This is a genomic window from Variovorax sp. CCNWLW186, assembly GCF_037203865.1.
Taxonomy (GTDB): Bacteria; Pseudomonadota; Gammaproteobacteria; order Burkholderiales; family Burkholderiaceae_C; genus Variovorax.
The window spans coordinates 191420-209229 of sequence record NZ_JBBCBO010000002.1 but is presented as its reverse complement, the minus strand read 5'-3'; the positions used below and the strand labels follow the sequence as shown (position 1 = coordinate 209229).

Genomic DNA, 17810 nt, shown 5'->3' with positions numbered 1-17810 from the left:
GGAGATACCAATGTTCAATCACATCATGATCGGCAGCAACGACATCGAGCGCTCTCAACGCTTCTACGATGCGGTTCTTCGCGTGATCGGCGCAGAGAACGGGCCTGTCCGCAACGTTGCGGCGACGGGTCATGTTCGCCTGTTCTACCGGCACGACGGAAGTACGCTGGGGATCAGCGAGCCCATCGACAACCAGCCTGCCACGTGTGCGAACGGAGGCACCATTGCGTTCAAATGCGCGAGCCCCGAGTTGGTGAAAGAGTTTCACGACACGGCGGTGGCGCATGGCGGCGTATCGATCGAAGATCCGCCGGGTTTGCGTGACGAGGCGTTGGGCCGCTATTACCTCGCCTACGTGCGCGACCCCGATGGCAACAAGCTGTGTGCCATTCACCGGGTGCGTTCCTAGCCTTCATCACCGCTGGTCGTGACGAAGCACGTCTCGGTAAGGTCCCTGGTCTCACGCCCGGAGATCGGCACGACGGCCAATGTCGTTCAGCACAGCACGCTCCGAATCAGCCAGCTGGCGCTCGACAGCCCTGCCCTCATACTGCTGCGGCACGGCAAGAAGACGCTCCAGTCCGGTCAGCGCCGCTGGAGCCTGCAAGGCGGCGAAGCCATTGTGCTGGCCGGCGGCCAGACCTTCGACGTGTTCAACCAGCTGTCGGCACAAGGTCTTTTCGAAGCACGCTGGCTCCTTTGGGACAAGGCGATCATCGAAGCTTTCGAGCAGGGTTGCCGCGAAGCGCGGCCCCTGCGCCAGGCGGCCGTGCTCCGGGGCGCCGGGCGGGAGTTCCACGATTCCGTCGACCGCGCCATCGAAGCGGTGTCCTCCAACGCTCCCCAGGTTCCCGCCGAGATTGCAAGGCACCGGATGGCGGAGGTGTTGGTGTGGCTGTCTTTGTTCGACATCGCGCTCGCGGCCCCGCAAGGCGCAACAACGATGGTGGCAAGGCTGCGCAGCTTGTTCGCCGGCTCGCTTTCAGAGCCGTGGACGATGGCCTCGGTGGCCGCTCGGCTTGCCATGAGCGAAGCAACGCTCAGGCGAAGACTGAGTGCGGAGGGAGCGACCTTCGCGTCGGTATTGACCGATGCACGCATGTCGTTCGCCATGACGTTGCTCCAATCGACCGACCATGCGGTCACCCGAATCGCATCGAGCGTCGGCTACGATTCGGCGTCGCGATTTTCGGTAAGGTTCCGCGCACGGTTTGGATTTGCCCCGACGGCGGTTCGCGGCCATCGCAGGACCTGAACGCGAACAACAACCACGCGGTCAAACCCCGGCTTTGCCTGCCCCGCGCTCGGGCAGCATGAGTGCGAACAGCTCGCTGCGAAAGTGGATTCCGAGCCTGTTGAAAGCCCGGTTGCGATAGGTCTTGACCGTTGGCAGCGCCAGGCCCATATCTGATGCGATGCCCTCCTGGGTCATGCCGCGCAGCAGCCGAAGGCACACGTTCAACTCCTGCGTCGTGAGGGCCGGACAACGGGCCAGCAGCCGCGCCCTGAGTTCGTCGGCCGCGTCGGCCATGTCGACGCGTGTCAGGGCGATGTGCTTTCGGGCCAGGGCCATGAGCAGGCGCCCGGCAATGCCGAAGTCGGCCAGCTGCGCATCGCTGAGCGGACGCTGATGGGTATGCCGATAGAAGTTGACTGCAAACAGCGCATCGTCGCACGCCGCAGGCTCCTCCTCGACCACGGACACGCGTTCCACCACGCCATGGGCTTCATACACCTTGGCACGATGTTCGGCGGGCACTTCCGGCGCGGTGATATGGCACACGCGCAGTTGCGGCGCACTCGTTTCGCGCAAGGTGCGGTCGCTTCGGATGGGGCCCGAGAGGTAGGCGCGCCAACAGTCCCGCGTGGTGTCGGGCATGCCCCGGCTGCCGCTCAGAAAGATCGCGGGCCGCGAGCCGGTGCGGTAGACCGAGAACGAGCCCACCGGCAATGCCGAGGCCATGGCCTCCAGAAGGCAGGCCCCGAACCCCGGTTCGCCCACCGCGGGCACCACCATCGGCAGGCGCTGCAGCAGCGGCGCTCCGACAGGTTCGGCGGACAAATCAGGAATCCAGGTGCGCATGGGGCAATACGGGGAATCCCGTCATCTTCCAGGATGACAGCGCTGCCCGGCCACCGGACTTACGCTAGGGCATGGCTCCCATCCCTCAGCAAGACGATCCGCTTGCCGCGCCGCGGCTCACCTGGTTTGCCGACATATCCGTCGACGTCGGCGAGCCGATGGTGCTCAGCGAGGGCGCCCAGGGGCTGCGCCGCGTGGTGCCCATTCTGGGTGGCCATGCCAAGGGTGAGGGCTGGACCGGACGCGTGCTGCCAGGCGGCGCCGATTTTCAGCGCATCGCGAGCGACACGGTCTCGGAACTGGACGCACGCTACGGCCTGGAGACGGATGCGGGCGACCGCATCTACGTGCGCAACCGCGCGATGCGCACGGCACCGGCCGAGGTGATGGCGCAACTGCTGCGTGGCGACCCTGTCGACCCGGCGCAGGTCTATTTCCGTTGTGCGCCCTCGTTCGAAACGCGCAGCGAGTCGCTGCGCTGGATCACCGAGCGGATGTTCGTCGGGGTCGGCGTGCGCCACCCGGCCCAGGTCGTCATGCGCTTTTTCGTGCTGCAGTAATCCCACGCGCCGGCCCACCTCCCAACTTCAACACCGACAGGAGACCTGAATGACCACCGCCCTTTCCACGGGCGCGCGCCGCCGCGCGCTCATCGCCGCCGCCACCACGCTGATCGGGCTCGCAGGCATGTCGTGGGCGTCGCAGGCGGCCGCCCAGACAGTCGCTTATCCCCAGCGGCCGGTGCGCCTTGTCGTCGGCTTTCCGGCCGGCAGCGGTCCGGACATCGTGGCGCGGCTGCTGGCCCAGAAGCTGTCCGAGGGATGGGGAAATCTCGGCGTCATCGTCGACAACAAGCCGGGCGCCGGCGGGCTGATCGCCGCTTCTGAGGTGGCGCGTGCGCAGCCCGACGGCTACACGCTCATGCTCGGAGAAACCGGCCAGCTGGCCATTGCGCCCAGCAGCTACAGCAAGCTCTCCTACGACCCGAAGAAAGACTTCGTGCCCGTGAGCCAGGTGGTCACCTCCAACTTCATGCTGGTGGTCAACCCTGCCAAGGTGCCGGCGCGTGACGTGAAGCAGTTCGTGGAATGGAGCCGCGGGCAGAAGGGACTGTTCATGGGCACATTCGGCGCAGGCACGCCGGGCCACTTCGGCGCGTTTCTCTTCGGCGACGCTATCGGCATCAAGCCGGAGCCGGTGCACTACAAGACCACGGGCGATGCGCTGGGCGGCCTGTTCAGCGGCGATGTGTCGGGTGCCTTCGCGAGCGTGGGCCTGTCGGCAGCCAACGTGAAGGCCGGCAAGCTGATCGCGCTGGCCTCCAGCGGCGATACACGCAGCGCCAGCCTGCCCGACGTTCCGACCTTCCGCGAGCAAGGTTTTCCGCAGCTGGCTTTCAACTCATGGTTCGGCGTCGTCGCGCCGGCCAGAACGCCGCCCGAGATCGTCGCCCGGCTGGAGACGGACATCCGCAAGGCCGTCCAGTCAGCCGAAGGCAAGGCGAAACTGGAGGATGCGGGCTTCAGCGTCACGGGCACCACGTCGCAGGAGTTCGCCCGCGTGATCGCGGCGGATACGGCGAGCTGGGGCAAGGTGGTCGCCGCGACAGGCTTCAAGGCGGATTGAGCCCGGAGGAGGCTCGCATCACGTTTGCTTTTTGGCCAGAAAATCGATCAGCGCACGCGACGCGGACGAGAGCCGGCGGTGCGGTGCATAGATCACCGAGAACGGCCGTGTGCGCCCGCGTGACTGCGCCAGCACCTCGACCGCACGGCCCTGAGCCACGAGCTCGCGTGCGATGAAGTCATAGGTCTGGCAGATGCCCAGGCCGTTCAGGGCCAGCGAAACCACACCCATCACATCGTCCGACACCTGCAGGCTGCCGTGCGGCAGCCAGTCGAGGTCGCGTCCATCCTCACGCAGCAGCCAGGGCGACACACGGCCGGTGCTCGGCATCACGAAAGGCAGGCAGCTGTGGTGCGCGAGTTCGGCCACGCTGCCCGGCGCGCCCGCGCGTTCGATGTAGGCCGGCGCCGCGAGCAGGCACATTGGCGCGTCTTCGAGCTTGCGGGCGACCATGCCGCTGTCGGGCAACTGGCCCAGCCGGATCGCGAGGTCGTAGCCCTCGGCCACCAGGTCTACGTTGCGATTGGTGATGTTCAGTTCGACGCGCACTTGCGGATGCCGCGCGGAAAAACTCAGCAGCAGCGCCGGCAGCCGATGATGGCCGTAGGTGGTCGGCACGCTCAGGCGCACGCTGCCCGCCAGCGCGTCGCCAGGGCCCTGCATCGCCCGCTCGGCATCGTCGATCAGCGCGAAAGCCGCGCGCGACTGCTCGAGGTAGGTGCGCCCTTCTTCGGTCAGGCCCAGGCGCCGCGTCGTGCGGCGCAGCAGCTGCACACCAAGCCGCGCTTCGAGCCGGGTAATGGCGCGGCTGAGCACCGACGGCGTGGTGGCGAGCGCCACGGCAGCGGCCGTCATGGAGCCCTTATCAACCACTGTGACGAAGGTTTCCACATCTCCCAGGTGATCGAATCGCCGCCCCATCTTGACTCCTGAAGAACAAATGTTTTCCTTTGAGGCCAGTTTATCGCCTGTTCAGCCATCAATACAGTCGAACCCTGACTTGGGCCACGGCCCGAGCCTCTGAAACAAGCCATCAAGGAACACCTGCATCATGGATCTGCAACTCAGCGGCAAGACCGCCATCGTCACCGGCGCAACGGCCGGCATCGGCTTGGCCATTGCGGCCACGCGCTCCAAAGGCATCGTGGACTACCTGCGGCAGACAGCGACGCGCTCTATTCTCTGATCGGAGATTCCACCATGTCGTCTCCGCTCGTTGTGCTGGCCGCCGCCCTCGCACTTTCCACCGCGTCCACCGCGGCCTCTGCCACCGACACCGCGCCCCTCGAACGCTGGCGCAGCTACGCCGGCGTGAGCTGGGAGGCGCCGAAGGACGGCGCCGATCCGGCGCCTTTCGAATCGTCGGTCAACGCACCCATTGCGGGCTTGCATTTCGATGCACAAGGCGCCGCCTACGTCAGCACGCCGCGGCTGGTGTCTGCCGACGCACCGGCAACCCTCAGCAAGCTGGACACCCGCGTGCAAACCGGGCCAGCGCGACTGACGGCATTTCCGTCGAAAGAGGGCAACGCCGTGAAAGGCGCGCCGGACCAGAGCTTGCGCAATGTGCTGGGCTTTCACGTCGACCGCAAGAACGGATGGCTGTGGGCGCTCGACCTGGGCTTTGTGGCGGGCGAATCCGAAGCACCGCCGGACGCCCAGAAGGTGCTTGTGCTCGACCTGAAGTCAGGCCGCACGGTGAAGCGCATCGGGCTGGACGGCGCGGCCGACCGCAAGGGCAGCTTTCTCAACGACATTGCAGTCGACGAACAGCGCCGCGTGGCCTATATCTCCGACAGCGGCATGCGCAGCGCACCGAACAACATGGTGGGCTTGATCGTGGTGGACTTCGCCTCAGGCAAGGCGCGGCGCGTGCTGGACAGGAACCCGAACCTGCAGGTCGAGCCCGGCGTGAAGGTGGTTGCTCATGGTGCGGAGATTTGGCCGGGCAACCCGCTGCTGCTCGGCATCAACGGCATTGCGCTGTCGCCCGATGCCCGCACGCTCTACTGGACAGTGACGACAGGGACGCGCGCCCGTGCGCTTCCGACGGCGATTCTGCGCAAGGCCGGTGCGAGCGACGACCAGATTGCCACGGCGACCCGCGATCTAGGCAGCGTAGGCGGCAACACCGACGGAATCGCGACGGATTCGGCGGGCGGGCTCTACATCACGGACGTTACGCGCAACGGCATCGTGAAGTACGACCCTCGCACAAAGTCGATGTCGCTGATCGCGTCCGATGAAGGCGTGCGCTGGCCCGACACCGCCGCAATCCATCCGGATGGCGACCTGGTCTTCACCTCGAGTGCCTTGAACGATCATTTTGCGGGAGCGGTCAAAAGCGGAGAGGAGCGATATGAGCTGTGGCGCTTGCGGATCGACGGGAAGATGGCACGGCCGCGCTGATCTATGCGGTAGCACTCCGGTTTCGCGCCACGATTTGCGCGTGCGTCAGCGCGCCGCCTGCCGATGCAAACTCCTTCATCAAGGCATCCCGATTGCGGGGCGCGCGCTCCCTTTTCGCTGCTTCGACCGCCAGCTTCAACTCACCGATCGTCAACTCGGTGCAGTATGCGGGCGTTCCCGGCTGCTGGCGCCAGGAGTCCTGGAGGCCCCCGGCGTCCAGCGCGTCGAACCCTGTTTGATCGACCAGCTGCCGGGCTGTCGCCGTTGCCGTCGCATCGTCTCCAGCCACGGGAATCGCGAGACGACCGGGCGTACCTGCAGGCCGTCCCCCTGCTTCCAAGGTCGCGGCCAGAACGGCGTTCCATGCCTTCACCACGGGACGTCCGATCTGTTCCTGGCTCCATGTGCTTTCAGGCTTTCCGCCGTCCACCTCGGCAATTGCGCCATCGCGGGTTGGATAGTAGTTGGAGGTATCGATGACCACGGCCTCGGGCGCCACGCTCTCGAACAGGTTCGCGAGGTCCCGATGACTTGCAAACGGAATCGCAAGGATGACGACCTCGGCGTCGGCCACCGCCTTTTCCTTGGTCACCGGCGTGGCACCGACTTCGGCGGCGAGGTCCCGAATGGTTTGCGGCCCCTTCGAGTTGGCAAGCCTCACGTCATGGCCGCTGGCGGCGAGCTTGCGGGCGAGGCACGCGCCGATATTGCCGGCGCCGATGATTCCGATCTTCACGCTCTTTCTCTCCTCGCACTCAGTCGGCGTATTCGCCGGCGTCCTTGATCACTTTCGCCCAGCGGGCCTTCTCAGCTTCGACGAATTTCCTGTGGCCGGCCGGGGCCAGGCGCTCGTCATTCACCACGGTAAGGCCCAGCGCCTCTTCACGCTTGATGAGTTCCGCGTCCTTCAAGGCGACGCGAAGTGCCGCGTTCAGCTTGTCCAGCACCGCGGGCGGCGTTCCCTTGGGCGCATACAAACCGTGCCAGACCTGCACGTCGAAGTCCTTGAGGCCGGACTCCGACAGCGTGGCGGTGTCCTTGAGCGATGGCAGCGGCAGGCGCTTGAGGCTGGTCACGCCGTAGACCTTGACCTTCTTGCCTTCGATCTGCGGAACGGCGTTGGTGGCCTGTTCGCACATGAGATCGACCTGCCCGCCAATAAGGTCCGTCATGGCTGGCGCGGTTCCCTTGTAGGGCACGGCCGTCATGGTGGTCTTCAAGGCGCTTTGGAACATCAAGCCGCAGAGGTGCGATGCAGAGCCCAAGCCTGCATGGGCGAGGTTGACCTTTCCGCCGTTCGCGGCAATCCACTTGCGCAGGTCCGCGAAGCTGTTGGCCTCCAGGGTCGGCTTGCCGATCACCACCGAAGGAGCTTCGTTGATCACACCCAGCATTTCGAAGTCATCGGGCACCTTGTAAGAGAGCTTGCGATACAGCGCGGGCGCGGTTGCCATGCCGATGTGATGCACCAGCAGCGTGTAGCCGTCCGGGGTGGCGCGCGCCACCTTGGCCGAGCCGATGGTGCCGCCCGCACCGGCAGCGTTTTCGACGACCACGGTCTGGCCGAGCGGCTTGCGGAGTGCCTCGGCCAGGTCACGGGCGATCTTGTCGCTCGGGCCGCCGGCCGCGAACGGGACCACCAGCGTGACGGGTTTGTCCGGAAACTCTGCAGAGGCCAACGCAGCCGAAGCGAACAGGCCGAGGCCGGCGGCGTAGCGCCAAATGCTTTTCATGGTGTTGTCTCCTTGGGTGGGTTATTTGCTTCAGGCTGAAAGCGCTTGCATCTCCCGGTACAGATCGGCTTTGCCCTCGAAGCCGATCCCCGGCAAGTCAGGCAGGGTCACAAAACTGTTCTCGACCTTCACGCCATCCGGGAACCCGCCGAACGGCTGAAAAAGGTCAGGATACGACTCGTTGCCGCCAAGGCCGAGGCCGGCCGCGATGTTCAGCGACATCTGGTGACCGCCGTGCGGGATGCAGCGGCTTGCCGACCAGCCATGTTCCTTCAACATCTCCAGCGTGCGCAGGTACTCGACCAGGCCGTAGCTGAGCGCGCAGTCGAACTGCAGCCAATCGCGGTCCGGGCGCATGCCGCCGTAGCGGATCAGGTTGCGCGCATCCTGCATCGAGAAAAGGTCTTCGCCCGTGGCCATCGGGTTCTTGTAGAAATTGCGGAGGGCCGCTTGCAGTTCGAAGTCCAGCGGATCGCCCGGCTCCTCGTACCAGAACAGGTCGTACTGCGACAGGGCCTTGGCATAGGCAATCGCGGTTTCCAAGTCGAAGCGGCCGTTGGCGTCGACGCAGAGCTTCTGGCCGTCTTGCAGCACCTCCATGATCGAGTCGATGCGGCGCAGGTCTTCGTCGAGAGAGGCCCCGCCGATCTTCTTCTTCACGACCGTGTAGCCGCGGTCGATGTAGCTGCGCATCTCGTCCTTCAGCTTTCCGTGGTCTTGCCCCGGGTAGTAGTAGCCGCCCGCTGCGTAGACGAAGATCTTGCGGTTGGGCTTGCCGTCCCCGTAGCGGTCGGCCAGCAACTGAAACAGCGGCTTGCCTTCGATCTTGGCCACCGCGTCCCACACCGCCATGTCGATGGTGCCGATGGCCACCGAGCGCTCGCCATGGCCGCCCGGCTTCTCATTGGTGAACATGGTGTTCCAGATCTTGTGCGGATCGAGGTTGTTGCCGCTGTCATCGACAAGAGACGACGGGTTCGCTTCCATGATGCGCGGGATGAACCGCTCGCGCATCAGCTTGCCCTGGCCGTAGCGGCCGTTCGAGTTGAAGCCATAGCCGACGACTGGCTTGCCATCGCGGATCACGTCGGTGATCACCGCGACAAGGCTCAGCGTCATCTTGCTAAAGTCGATGTAGGCGTTGCGAATGGGCGAGCTGATGGGGATGGTCTTCTCGCGGATTTCGACGATCTTCACGGTTGTCTCCAGAACGGGTGAGTGGGAGACTGAATGGTCGGCCGTGCCGTCTTTTTCTGCCAATGTTCAATTTCTCAACTTCTATGCGCTGGACGAACCGGAAATGAACCTGATCTGGCTTGACGACTTCCTGGCGTTGGCAGCAACCGGAAATTTCTCGCGTGCGGCAGATGAGCGCCACAGCTCTCAGCCCGCATTCAGCCGCCGCATTCGCGCGCTGGAAGAGTGGATCGGCGCAGACCTGTTCGACCGCAGCACGCAGCCTGCCACGCTCACCGAAGTTGGCGAGTGGTTTGCCGGCGTGGCGCAGGAATTGATCGCAAGGGTGGCCCGCGTACCAGGCGACGCCAGGAAGGTTGCGGAGGCGAGTTCGGTCACCCTGCGCATTGCGTGCACGCATGCGCTTTCCATGACCTTCCTGCCGCGATGGATTCGCAGCCTCGAGTCGAGCATCACGCTCGGGCCGGTGCAACTCATGTCCGACGTGCTTCAGCGTTGCGAATCGCTGATGCTGCAAAGCAAGGTCCAGTTCGTTCTGAGCCACGCACATCCCGATGCGCATGGCGCGCTCGATGCAGACACATACGAATCAGCCCGGATCGGCGGGGACATGCTGGTCGCAGTGTCCGCACCCAATGGCGCCGGCAAGCCGCTGCATCAGCTTTCACGCAAAGGCGCATCGGCCGTGCCGGTGCTCTTGTACAGCGAGGAATCGGGGCTGGGGCGCATCATGCGCGCCTTGGTGAGCCCGCGGCTGGAGTCGCTCGATGTCCAAGTCGTTTTCACGGCTCATCTCGCCTCGGTGCTCCGGACGATGGCGCTGGACGGCAGGGGCATCGCATGGCTGCCGCAGACCCTTGTGGAAGAAGACATCGACCAAGGGCGCCTTGTCGCCGCAGCGAGCACCGAGTGGGCCGTACCGCTGGAGATCAGGCTCTATCGGGACAGCGAGCTCCTGGGGAAGGCGGCGAATGAATTCTGGAGTGCTGCGATCAGGTGAGCAGCCACTAGTGGTCGTTGACCAAGGTTGTTGAGAATGGATGCTCTATGCGATACCGCTTCAACGTTTTCGGGCGAATCATTGCCATCGAGCGAGTCGGCAACGCATGGGCCGCTCACCTTTCAGGAGACGATGGCAAGCGTCGGCCAGCAGGACTCGCGATTCCGTCCGATGTGCCTCACGCCGAGCTGGCGCAGTATCTCTACGACATCTACCATGAGTCTGCGACGCCCACGAACGGCGATGTCTTCGAGATCGAGCCCCGAGGTCAAGAACCCATAGAGACTCGTCGCCGACAATAGGTGAACGGCAAGATTCCGAAGGCCGCAACCGCCTATGCGGAAGGGCCGCCGAGCGATGCGCGAACGCGATCTCCAAACGACAATGGCGCGTGTTGAACGTGCTGCGGTCCGATGGCTCAACGCCGGTTCCACCGCCTCATTCGAGAGGACAAAATCAGATGGCAAGATTCGTTTTGGTGCCGGGAGGTTGGCACGGGGCATGGGCCTTCGACGATGTGAGCAAGGTGCTCTCGAGCGAAGGCCACGAAGTGCAGGCGCTCACGCTCTCCGGCCTTGGCGATGAGCCTGCGAACGGGGTCAATCTCGAACGTCATATCGACGAGGTGGTTCAGGCGATTCGGGGGCACGATACGCAGGCCATTCTTGTCGGTCATTCATATGGAGGAATGGTCATCACGGGTGCGGCCGACAAGGAGCCGTCGCGCGTGGAAGCGATCGTTTACGCCGATGCCTATGTGCCGGACAACGGTGCGTCTGTTTGGTCGCTCACCACCCAGAATTATCGGGAGCGTTTCATTGCGGGCGTGGCGGCGGATGGCTTGAGCTGTACGCCTTCGGTTCATCTGGACAGGCGATGCCGCCCGCACCCCATCGCGACCTTTCTGCAGGCAATCAAGTTGACGGGCGAGTGGCGCAATGTCCGCAGCAAAGCCTTTATCGCCGCGTTCGGCTGGGAAGGAAGTCCGTTCATCGAGCTGTACGAACGTCTGCGGCTGGACCCCGAATGGGCTACGCATCGTCTGGACTGCGCACACGATATTCCGCGGCTTGCCCCAGAGCCTTTCGCGAGAATCCTCCTGGAGTACGTATAGGAAGCCGAGCTCTCGTGACATCCACCGAACTCCAGGGCTTCATCCTTACCCGCCACTGGCGTGACGCGCCCGCCGGTACAGAGATCGAGTACTGGCTGGCAACCGATGCGGGGCCGAGGAAAGTGCTGCTGACCTCGCGCCGCAGCGTCGCGTTCGTCGCCAATCGGCATCGGGCGGCGGTGGAAGCCCACCTCACGGCCATGCCGGACGTGCAGTTGCGTGAGCTTGAACTGAAGACGTTCCATCAGGAACCTGTCCTCGGTGTGTATGCGAAGCACTTTCGCCAACTCGGCCGGTTGGCGCGCGCCCTGCAGGCCCAGGGCGTTTCCTTGCTCGAGGCCGACGTGCGCCCGCACGACCGCTACCTGATGGAACGCTTCATCACCGCCGGCGTGCGGGTGGAAGGCGGGCGGGTAGAGCGCGCCACCATCGTCGACTGCAAGCTCAAGCCCGCGCCCGAGTACCGTCCCGTGCTGAAGGTCGTGTCGCTGGACATTGAGACGAGCCAAGACGAAGCGCTCTATTCCATCGCGCTGGACGGCACGCCGGAGCGCGTCGTCTTCATGCTGGGCGAGCCGCCGCCAGAGCCGCCAGCCGGGTCTGACGAACCCATGGCCTTTTCGCTGATCTATTGCGCGTCCCGCAAGGCCATGATCGAAAAGCTCAACGACTGGTTCGAGCGGAATGACCCTGACGTCATCATCGGCTGGAACGTCATCCAGTTCGACCTGCGCGTGCTGCAGAAGACGGCCAACGACTGCGGCGTGCAGTTCCTGCTGGGGCGGGAGGGCCGCCCGATCGAATGGCGGACCCATCCGGGCAAGCAGGGCTACCTGTTCGCGCCTACATCGGGCCGGGTCATCATCGACGGCATCGACGCGCTCAAGGCCGCGGTGTGGAGCTTTCCGTCCTTCAGCCTGGAGACCGTCTCGCAAGCGCTGCTCGGTGAAGGCAAGGCCATCGGCGATGAGTACGACAAGATGGCGGAGATCGAGCGGCGCTACCAGGAAGACAAGCCCGCGCTCGCGCTCTACAACATCCGGGACTGCGAGCTGGTCCTGCGGATCTTCGACAAGGCCAAGCTGCTGCAGTTCGTGATGGAGCGGGCCCAGACCACCGGCCTTCAAGCCGACCACTTCGGCGGCTCCATTGCAGCGTTCAGCCACCACTACATGCCGCGGATCCACCGCCTGGGCTACGTGGCGCCGAATGTGGGCGAAATTGCGAGCAAGGCCTATCCGGGCGGGTACGTGATGGACTCCAAACCGGGCTTCTACGACTCCGTCGTGGTGCTGGACTACAAGAGCCTCTACCCTTCCATCATCCGGACCTTCCTGGTCGATCCGGTGGGCCTTGTCGAGGGAACGAATGCCAGCGACCCCGCCGTATGCATCAGGGGACCGAAGGGGACAGTCTTTTCGCGGGACAGGCACTGCCTGCCCGAGATCGTGACCACGCTCTGGCGCGCCCGGGACGAGGCCAAGCGGACGAAGAACGAGCCGCTGTCGCAAGCGCTGAAGCTGCTCATGAACTCCTTTGCCGGCGTGCTGGGCGCGGCCGAGTGCCGGTTCTTCAACCCCGATCTGGTGTCCGCCGTCACCCTGCGCGGACACGAGATGATGAAGCTCACGCGCGAGTTCGTGGAGAGGCGGGGCTACGAGGCCATCTATGGCGATACCGACTCCATCTTCATCTGGCTCAAGCGCACCCACACCAACGAGGAGGCGCACGCCGTCGCGGCAAGCCTGGCGGCCGACATCAACGACTGGTGGACGCGCACCCTTCGCGACGAGCAGGGCCTGGAGAGTTTTCTGGAGATCGAGGTGGACACTCACTACAAGAAGTTCTTCATGCCCACCATTCGCGGCTCGGAGGTCGGCAGCAAGAAGCGCTACGCGGGCCTGAGTGTCGATACCGCCGGCAAGGAGGAGATGGTGTACCGCGGCCTGGAGATGGCGCGCAGCGACTGGACCCCGCTGGCGCGGCAGTTCCAGGAGGGCCTGCTTTCACGCATTTTTCAGGGCGCGCCCTACAAGGAATTCGTGACCGACTACGCGAGGTCGACACTGGCCGGCGCCAAGGACGACCTGCTCATCTACCGCAAGCGCCTGCGCCATCGGCTCGACGCCTATCTGGTCAACGTGCCGCCGCAGGTGCGAGCCGCTCGCATTGCCGACGAACACAATGGCCGCATCGGCCGGCCCAAGCAGTATCAGAAAGGCGGCTGGATTCAATACGTCATGACCAGGAACGGGCCGGAGCCGCTGGAAACCCGCCATTCGCACATCGACTACGAACATTACCTGACCAGGCAGCTCCAGCCGATTGCCGACGCCATTCTCCAGCCCATCGGAGAAAGCTTCATGGCCTTGACGACTTCGCAGCGCGGGCTTTTCTAGCCGAGATCGAAGCGGCGAATACAGGCAGAATGCGGCACGGTCTCCTCGCTTTCGGTCATCTACCTTGTCACTGCTCTCGAAGGCACCTATGCGTCTGGCTGAATTCATCAACATCCATAGCGAGACGATCGTCGCCGAGGCGGCACGGTACGCGCGTACGCTGGCGCCCCTTGCACATGAATCGGAGCTGACCCTCAGGGATCACATCCCGAAGATCCTCGAGGCGATCGTACTCGACCTGGAGAACAGCCAGTCGTCCAACGAAGCGCATGCCAAGTCCCTGGGCCAAGGGGCGGCCCTTTCGGGTACCGAAGATTCCGCTGCTCAAACGCATGGGCGCCAAAGAGCGAGAAGCGGCCTTCAAATGACCCAGCTCGTCGCCGAGTACCGCGCCCTCAGAGCGGGTGTGCTCAGGCTGTGGGCAGAAAAGGAGCCTGTTGCGGTTTCTGTGGTCGACGTCATCCGGTTCAACGAAGCCATCGACCAGGCGGTGGCGGAGTCCGTCGAGTTCTTTTCCGAGGAAACCGATCAGCTCAGGAACGTATTCCTGGGTGTACTGGGGCATGACTTGCGTGGGCCCCTGAATGCGATTCTTCTCACCGCGGAGCTCATTTCGAGAAAGACAAAAGAATCGCCGATGTCCGAAGTGGGTGTGCTGATACGCAGCGGACGGCGAATGGCCTCGCTCCTGGACACTTTGCTGCAGTACAACAGGTCAGCGTTGGGTGGAGGCATGAAGATTCACCGGGAGCACACCAACCTGGGCGAACAATGTGCCGCAGAAGTCGAACTGTTGCGCGCTGCGCTTCCCGACGCGCACATCGATTTTTCGGCAGGAGCGGATACAGAGGGCTTGTTCGACGCCTCAGCCGTGCGCGAAGCATTGGGGAACCTGGTCAACAACGCGGCGACCTACGGCGACGCCGGGCCCATTTCGGTGACTTTGACCGGCGGCGTGGGTGCCGTCTTGCTGAAGGTGGCGAATACGGGTCAGGAGATTCCTTCCGCCGAAATTCCCAAGTTGTTCAAGGCCCTTGAGCGAGGTTCCGCAGCCGACGCCTCCGGCAATCGGACAAATCTCGGGCTCGGGCTCTTCATCGTGCAGCAGATTGTTGCCGCACATGGCGGACAGGTGCGATGCGTGAGCTCCCCGGCGGGCACGAGCTTCGAGCTCGAACTGCCCCGGGTCAAGGCGAACGCATTGCCGACTGCGTAAGAGGTCCGGCGGCTCATCCGCCCCCAAACTCCCGCGCGTGCTCCACCGCGTACTTGATCAGCTCGGCCTGCCCCTCGATTCCCAGCCGCCGTTTGATGCTCTGCCGGTGCGCTTCCACCGTGCGAACGCTGAGCCCGAGGTCGCGCGCAATCTGCTTGCTGGATTCACCCCTGCCTAATGCCGTGAGTATTTCGCTCTCGCGCGGCGTGAGCAGCGGCTTGGGTGCCTGGTTGCGGAACAGCTTTTTTGAAACGGCCGGACTCAGGAAGGTGCCGCCAGCCGACACAGCCTCTATGGCGGCGACGATTTCGGCGGCGGGCGCGTCTTTCAGCACGTAGCCGCGCGCGCCCACCTGCAAGGCCTTCTGCACGTACTCGGGGTTGTCGTACATGCTGAGCATCACCACGTGCGGCGCGGGCTGGCGTTGCAGCACGAGCGCGGCCAGGTCGATGCCGTTCATGTCCTTCATGCCGACATCCATCAGCAGCAGGTCGGGGCGCAGTTCTTCGACAAGCGAAAGCGCCTCGGCTGCGCTGCCCGCCTCGCCGACGATCTCGAGGTTGGGCATGGAGCCGAGCCGCGCGCGCAGGCCGTCGCGCACCAGCGGGTGGTCGTCGACCAGAAAGAGGCGGATGGATCGGGCGGCGTCTTTCATCGCAGGGGTCCGGCTATTCAGGCTTGGCGCTCTGGGTCGGCACTTCGGCCACGATGGTTGTTCCGCCTTCGCCGGACCGCACGCTGAGGCGCCCGCCGATCGACTCCATGCGTTCGCGCATGTTGCGCAGGCCGATGCCGCGGCGCGGGTCGAGCTGCATGGCGTCTACGTCGAAGCCCTCGCCGTCGTCGCCGATCTCGAGCCGCACACCGTCTTCGTCCGAGAAGCCGAGGGCAATGTGCACGCGGTTGGCCTTTGCGTGCTTGCGCACATTGGTCAGCGCCTCTTGCGTGACGCGGAAGAGCGCGGTCTTGGCTTCTTGCGAGAGCTCGAAGGCCTCGCCTTCGATCATGATCGACGCATCGATGGCGCCCTCTTCCGCAAACTCGTCGCCCAGGCGTTGCAATGCGGCGGGCAGGCCAAGGGTGTCGAGCAGCGCCGGGCGCAGCCGATGCGAAATGCGCCGCACTTCGAGCAGCGAATCATTGAGCCTTTGCAGTGCCTTGGTCAGTGCGGGCGGTGACGCCTGGCTGTCGCGGTCGAGTGCATCCACGGCGGATTCGATGAGCAGCTTGGCGGACACCAGCGTTTGGCTGGTACCGTCGTGCAGCTCGCGCGCGAGGTGGCCGCGCTCTTCTTCTTGCGACTGAACCACGCGCCGCGCGAGCAGCCGCAGCTTGGCCTCGGCCACGCGGTGTTCGCTCAGGTTGAGCAGCAGGCCGGTGGCGCTCACCACGCCCAGGCACAGCGCGGCAATGCCGGCAATCCAGAGCAGCGTGGTGGTGACATTGGCGCTCATCTGCCGGTCGAGCGCCTGCATGGTGGTTTCGATGTCGTCGAGGTACAGGCCGGTGCCGACCATCCAGTTCCAGCGCGGCAACGCGGTGACGTAGCCCAGCTTGGGCGCCATCTGCTCGCTGGAGGGCTTGCGCCATTCGTACTCGACATAGCCGCCGCCCACGCGCGCGCCGGCAATCAGGTCTTGTATGGTGAAGCGGCCGCGGGAGTCGCGCAGGTCCCAGAGGTTCTTGCCCACGAGGTCGGGCTGGCGCGAATGCATGAGGGAGCGGCCCTGCATGTCGTAGACGAAGAAGTAGCCGTCATCGCCGTAGTCGAGCGCGGCCAGGCGGCGCAGGGCTTCGTTGCGGGTTTCTTCGTCGTCCAGGCCCGCGTCGTACAGCGGCCGCACGATGCTCACGGCCAGGTCGACATAGCTGCGCAGTTCGCTGCGCCGCTGGTCCATGTAGCTTTTCTCGATGAGCGCACGCTCGCGCCGCGCCAGGTCATGCTCCTGGTGGCGCACCGCCAGGGCAACCAGCACCAGCGCGATGAGCAGCGGTGCAACGGCCAGCGCGACGATCTTGGTGCGGAGGTTCATCGGAGGGCAAGACTACCACCGGGGCGGGTCCTGTCCTGCCCGATGACGCGGTTGGACCGATCAGTGCAGACTGGTGGGCCGACCCGAGGCTACCCATGCGTCGAGCCCGCCTGTGAGCGGCAGTGCGCGGCGTGCGCCGCGGGCCAGCAGCACGCGCGCAGCCTGGGCGGCCGACACCTCGTTGGGGCAATTGCAGTAAAGCACCACGTCGCGCCCGCCCACCAGCGGCAGCTCTCCATGCCGCTGCTGCAGCGCCTTGAGCGTGTATGAAAGCGCACCCGGAATGCGGCGCGGGTCGACCTGCAGGCCGGCCTCTCCACGCACATCGATGACCAGCGGCGGCACCTCGCCGGCCAGCAGATCGTGCAGCTCGTCCACGGTGATGCGCGGCATGCCGGTCAGCCGCATGAATGCGCGGCGGCGCCAGTAGCGCACAACCAGCATCACGGCCAGCACAACCACAAGCGCAAGCGTCGCAATGCCGCCAGCCTGCGCGAGCATGGCCAGCACCTCCTGGATCTGGTCGCGAAAAGCCCAGCCGAGCCCGAGGAAAACGCCGGTCCAGATGAGTGCGGCGCCAATATCGAACCCGATGAAGCGCCACACCGACATGCCCAGCGCACCGGCCATCGGCGGCGCCACCACCGAGACGCCGGGCACGAACTTGGCGGCCACCAGCGAGAGGCCGCCCCACCGGCCTATGAGCGATTCGCCGCGCCGCACGCATGAGTCGGGCGACAGCGAGATGCGGCACAGAAGGCGCATGAAGCCGTAGCCGAAACGCCGCCCGGCATAGAACCAGGCGCCGTCGCCCAGCAGGTTGGCAAGCACCGCAGCCACCACCACGCCCACCACCGAGACATTGCCAGCCGCCAGCAACGCGCCCGAAACCACCAGCACGGCTGCGGCAGGCACGGGCAAGCCGAGGCGCGCGGCAAAGCTCGCCGCGAAGACGATCGCGATCGCGTTCTGCACCAGCAGCGACATCAGCTGTGCCATG

Annotated in this window: 18 protein-coding genes and 1 pseudogene; 11 read left to right on the top strand and 8 right to left on the bottom strand. The window is 64.8% G+C overall.

Features of this window, described 5'->3' with window-relative positions; genetic code table 11:
- The first annotated feature begins 10 nt into the window (after positions 1 to 10).
- Together V9K97_RS03465 and V9K97_RS03460 are read left to right on the top strand one after the other, a co-directional pair.
- On the top strand, positions 11 to 409 hold the full coding sequence (locus tag V9K97_RS03465) for a VOC family protein (protein ID WP_337316232.1): 399 nt from the start codon (positions 11 to 13) through the stop codon (positions 407 to 409).
- An 18-nt stretch (positions 410 to 427) separates the two neighbouring features.
- Positions 428 to 1255: a helix-turn-helix transcriptional regulator gene (locus tag V9K97_RS03460; protein WP_337316231.1), complete on the top strand. Its 828-nt coding sequence runs from the start codon at positions 428 to 430 to the stop codon at positions 1253 to 1255.
- Between the two features lie 21 nt (positions 1256 to 1276).
- Here V9K97_RS03460 and V9K97_RS03455 read toward each other — a convergent pair whose 3' ends face one another.
- The gene (locus V9K97_RS03455; RefSeq protein WP_443302496.1) at positions 1277 to 2083 is read right to left on the bottom strand and encodes a helix-turn-helix transcriptional regulator; all 807 of its coding nucleotides are present in this window, start codon (positions 2081 to 2083) and stop codon (positions 1277 to 1279) included.
- A 71-nt stretch (positions 2084 to 2154) separates the two neighbouring features.
- Here V9K97_RS03455 and V9K97_RS03450 point away from each other — a divergent pair, with 71 nt between their 5' ends.
- Complete coding sequence (locus tag V9K97_RS03450; protein WP_258501907.1) at positions 2155 to 2643, top strand: DUF3237 domain-containing protein; 489 nt, start codon at positions 2155 to 2157, stop codon at positions 2641 to 2643.
- Between the two features lie 49 nt (positions 2644 to 2692).
- Positions 2693 to 3709: a Bug family tripartite tricarboxylate transporter substrate binding protein gene (locus V9K97_RS03445; protein WP_337316229.1), complete on the top strand. Its 1017-nt coding sequence runs from the start codon at positions 2693 to 2695 to the stop codon at positions 3707 to 3709.
- An 18-nt stretch (positions 3710 to 3727) separates the two neighbouring features.
- Here the strand turns inward: V9K97_RS03445 and V9K97_RS03440 are convergent, their stop codons facing one another.
- Positions 3728 to 4630: a LysR family transcriptional regulator gene (locus V9K97_RS03440; RefSeq protein ID WP_337316228.1), complete on the bottom strand. Its 903-nt coding sequence runs from the start codon at positions 4628 to 4630 to the stop codon at positions 3728 to 3730.
- Between the two features lie 130 nt (positions 4631 to 4760).
- Here V9K97_RS03440 and V9K97_RS27260 point away from each other — a divergent pair, with 130 nt between their 5' ends.
- Complete coding sequence (locus V9K97_RS27260; protein ID WP_443302493.1) at positions 4761 to 4895, top strand: hypothetical protein; 135 nt, start codon at positions 4761 to 4763, stop codon at positions 4893 to 4895.
- 14 nt (positions 4896 to 4909) lie between these two features.
- Positions 4910 to 6118 (top strand): L-dopachrome tautomerase-related protein, encoded by a 1209-nt coding sequence (locus V9K97_RS03430; RefSeq protein WP_337316227.1) that lies wholly within the window; start codon positions 4910 to 4912, stop codon positions 6116 to 6118.
- A 1-nt stretch (position 6119) separates the two neighbouring features.
- On the opposite strand, the pseudogene V9K97_RS03425 reads toward V9K97_RS03430, so the two are convergent.
- From V9K97_RS03425 to V9K97_RS03415, 3 genes and pseudogenes are all read right to left on the bottom strand, one after another.
- Positions 6120 to 6857: pseudogene (locus V9K97_RS03425) on the bottom strand (NADPH-dependent F420 reductase); the annotation flags it as partial.
- Between the two features lie 16 nt (positions 6858 to 6873).
- Positions 6874 to 7851 carry a tripartite tricarboxylate transporter substrate-binding protein gene (locus tag V9K97_RS03420; RefSeq protein WP_337316226.1) on the bottom strand — a complete coding sequence of 326 codons (978 nt, stop codon included), beginning with the start codon at positions 7849 to 7851 and terminating at the stop codon, positions 6874 to 6876.
- Between the two features lie 30 nt (positions 7852 to 7881).
- Positions 7882 to 9048 (bottom strand): mandelate racemase/muconate lactonizing enzyme family protein, encoded by a 1167-nt coding sequence (locus V9K97_RS03415; RefSeq protein WP_157615196.1) that lies wholly within the window; start codon positions 9046 to 9048, stop codon positions 7882 to 7884.
- Positions 9049 to 9151: 103 nt separating this feature from the next.
- Here V9K97_RS03415 and V9K97_RS03410 point away from each other — a divergent pair, with 103 nt between their 5' ends.
- From V9K97_RS03410 to V9K97_RS03390, 5 genes are all read left to right on the top strand, one after another.
- The gene (locus V9K97_RS03410) at positions 9152 to 10048 is read left to right on the top strand and encodes a LysR substrate-binding domain-containing protein (RefSeq protein WP_443302572.1); all 897 of its coding nucleotides are present in this window, start codon (positions 9152 to 9154) and stop codon (positions 10046 to 10048) included.
- Between the two features lie 47 nt (positions 10049 to 10095).
- The gene (locus tag V9K97_RS03405) at positions 10096 to 10350 is read left to right on the top strand and encodes a DUF7661 family protein (protein WP_337297092.1); all 255 of its coding nucleotides are present in this window, start codon (positions 10096 to 10098) and stop codon (positions 10348 to 10350) included.
- Positions 10351 to 10508: 158 nt separating this feature from the next.
- Positions 10509 to 11162: an alpha/beta fold hydrolase gene (locus V9K97_RS03400; RefSeq protein WP_337316224.1), complete on the top strand. Its 654-nt coding sequence runs from the start codon at positions 10509 to 10511 to the stop codon at positions 11160 to 11162.
- A gap of 14 nt (positions 11163 to 11176) precedes the next feature.
- The gene (locus tag V9K97_RS03395; RefSeq protein ID WP_337316223.1) at positions 11177 to 13561 is read left to right on the top strand and encodes a DNA polymerase II; all 2385 of its coding nucleotides are present in this window, start codon (positions 11177 to 11179) and stop codon (positions 13559 to 13561) included.
- A gap of 88 nt (positions 13562 to 13649) precedes the next feature.
- A complete protein-coding gene (locus V9K97_RS03390; RefSeq protein WP_337316222.1) occupies positions 13650 to 14777 on the top strand; it encodes a sensor histidine kinase in 1128 nt (375 codons plus the stop codon).
- Positions 14778 to 14790: 13 nt separating this feature from the next.
- On the opposite strand, the gene V9K97_RS03385 is transcribed toward V9K97_RS03390, so the two are convergent.
- Genes V9K97_RS03385 through V9K97_RS03375 form a run of 3 tightly spaced genes read right to left on the bottom strand, consistent with a single transcriptional unit; the run spans position 14791 to position 17809 of the window.
- Complete coding sequence (locus V9K97_RS03385) at positions 14791 to 15432, bottom strand: response regulator transcription factor (RefSeq protein WP_337316221.1); 642 nt, start codon at positions 15430 to 15432, stop codon at positions 14791 to 14793.
- 13 nt (positions 15433 to 15445) lie between these two features.
- Positions 15446 to 16810: a cache domain-containing protein gene (locus V9K97_RS03380; protein ID WP_337316220.1), complete on the bottom strand. Its 1365-nt coding sequence runs from the start codon at positions 16808 to 16810 to the stop codon at positions 15446 to 15448.
- 60 nt (positions 16811 to 16870) lie between these two features.
- Positions 16871 to 17809: a VTT domain-containing protein gene (locus V9K97_RS03375; protein WP_337316218.1), complete on the bottom strand. Its 939-nt coding sequence runs from the start codon at positions 17807 to 17809 to the stop codon at positions 16871 to 16873.
- Between the last annotated feature and the right edge of the window lies 1 nt (position 17810).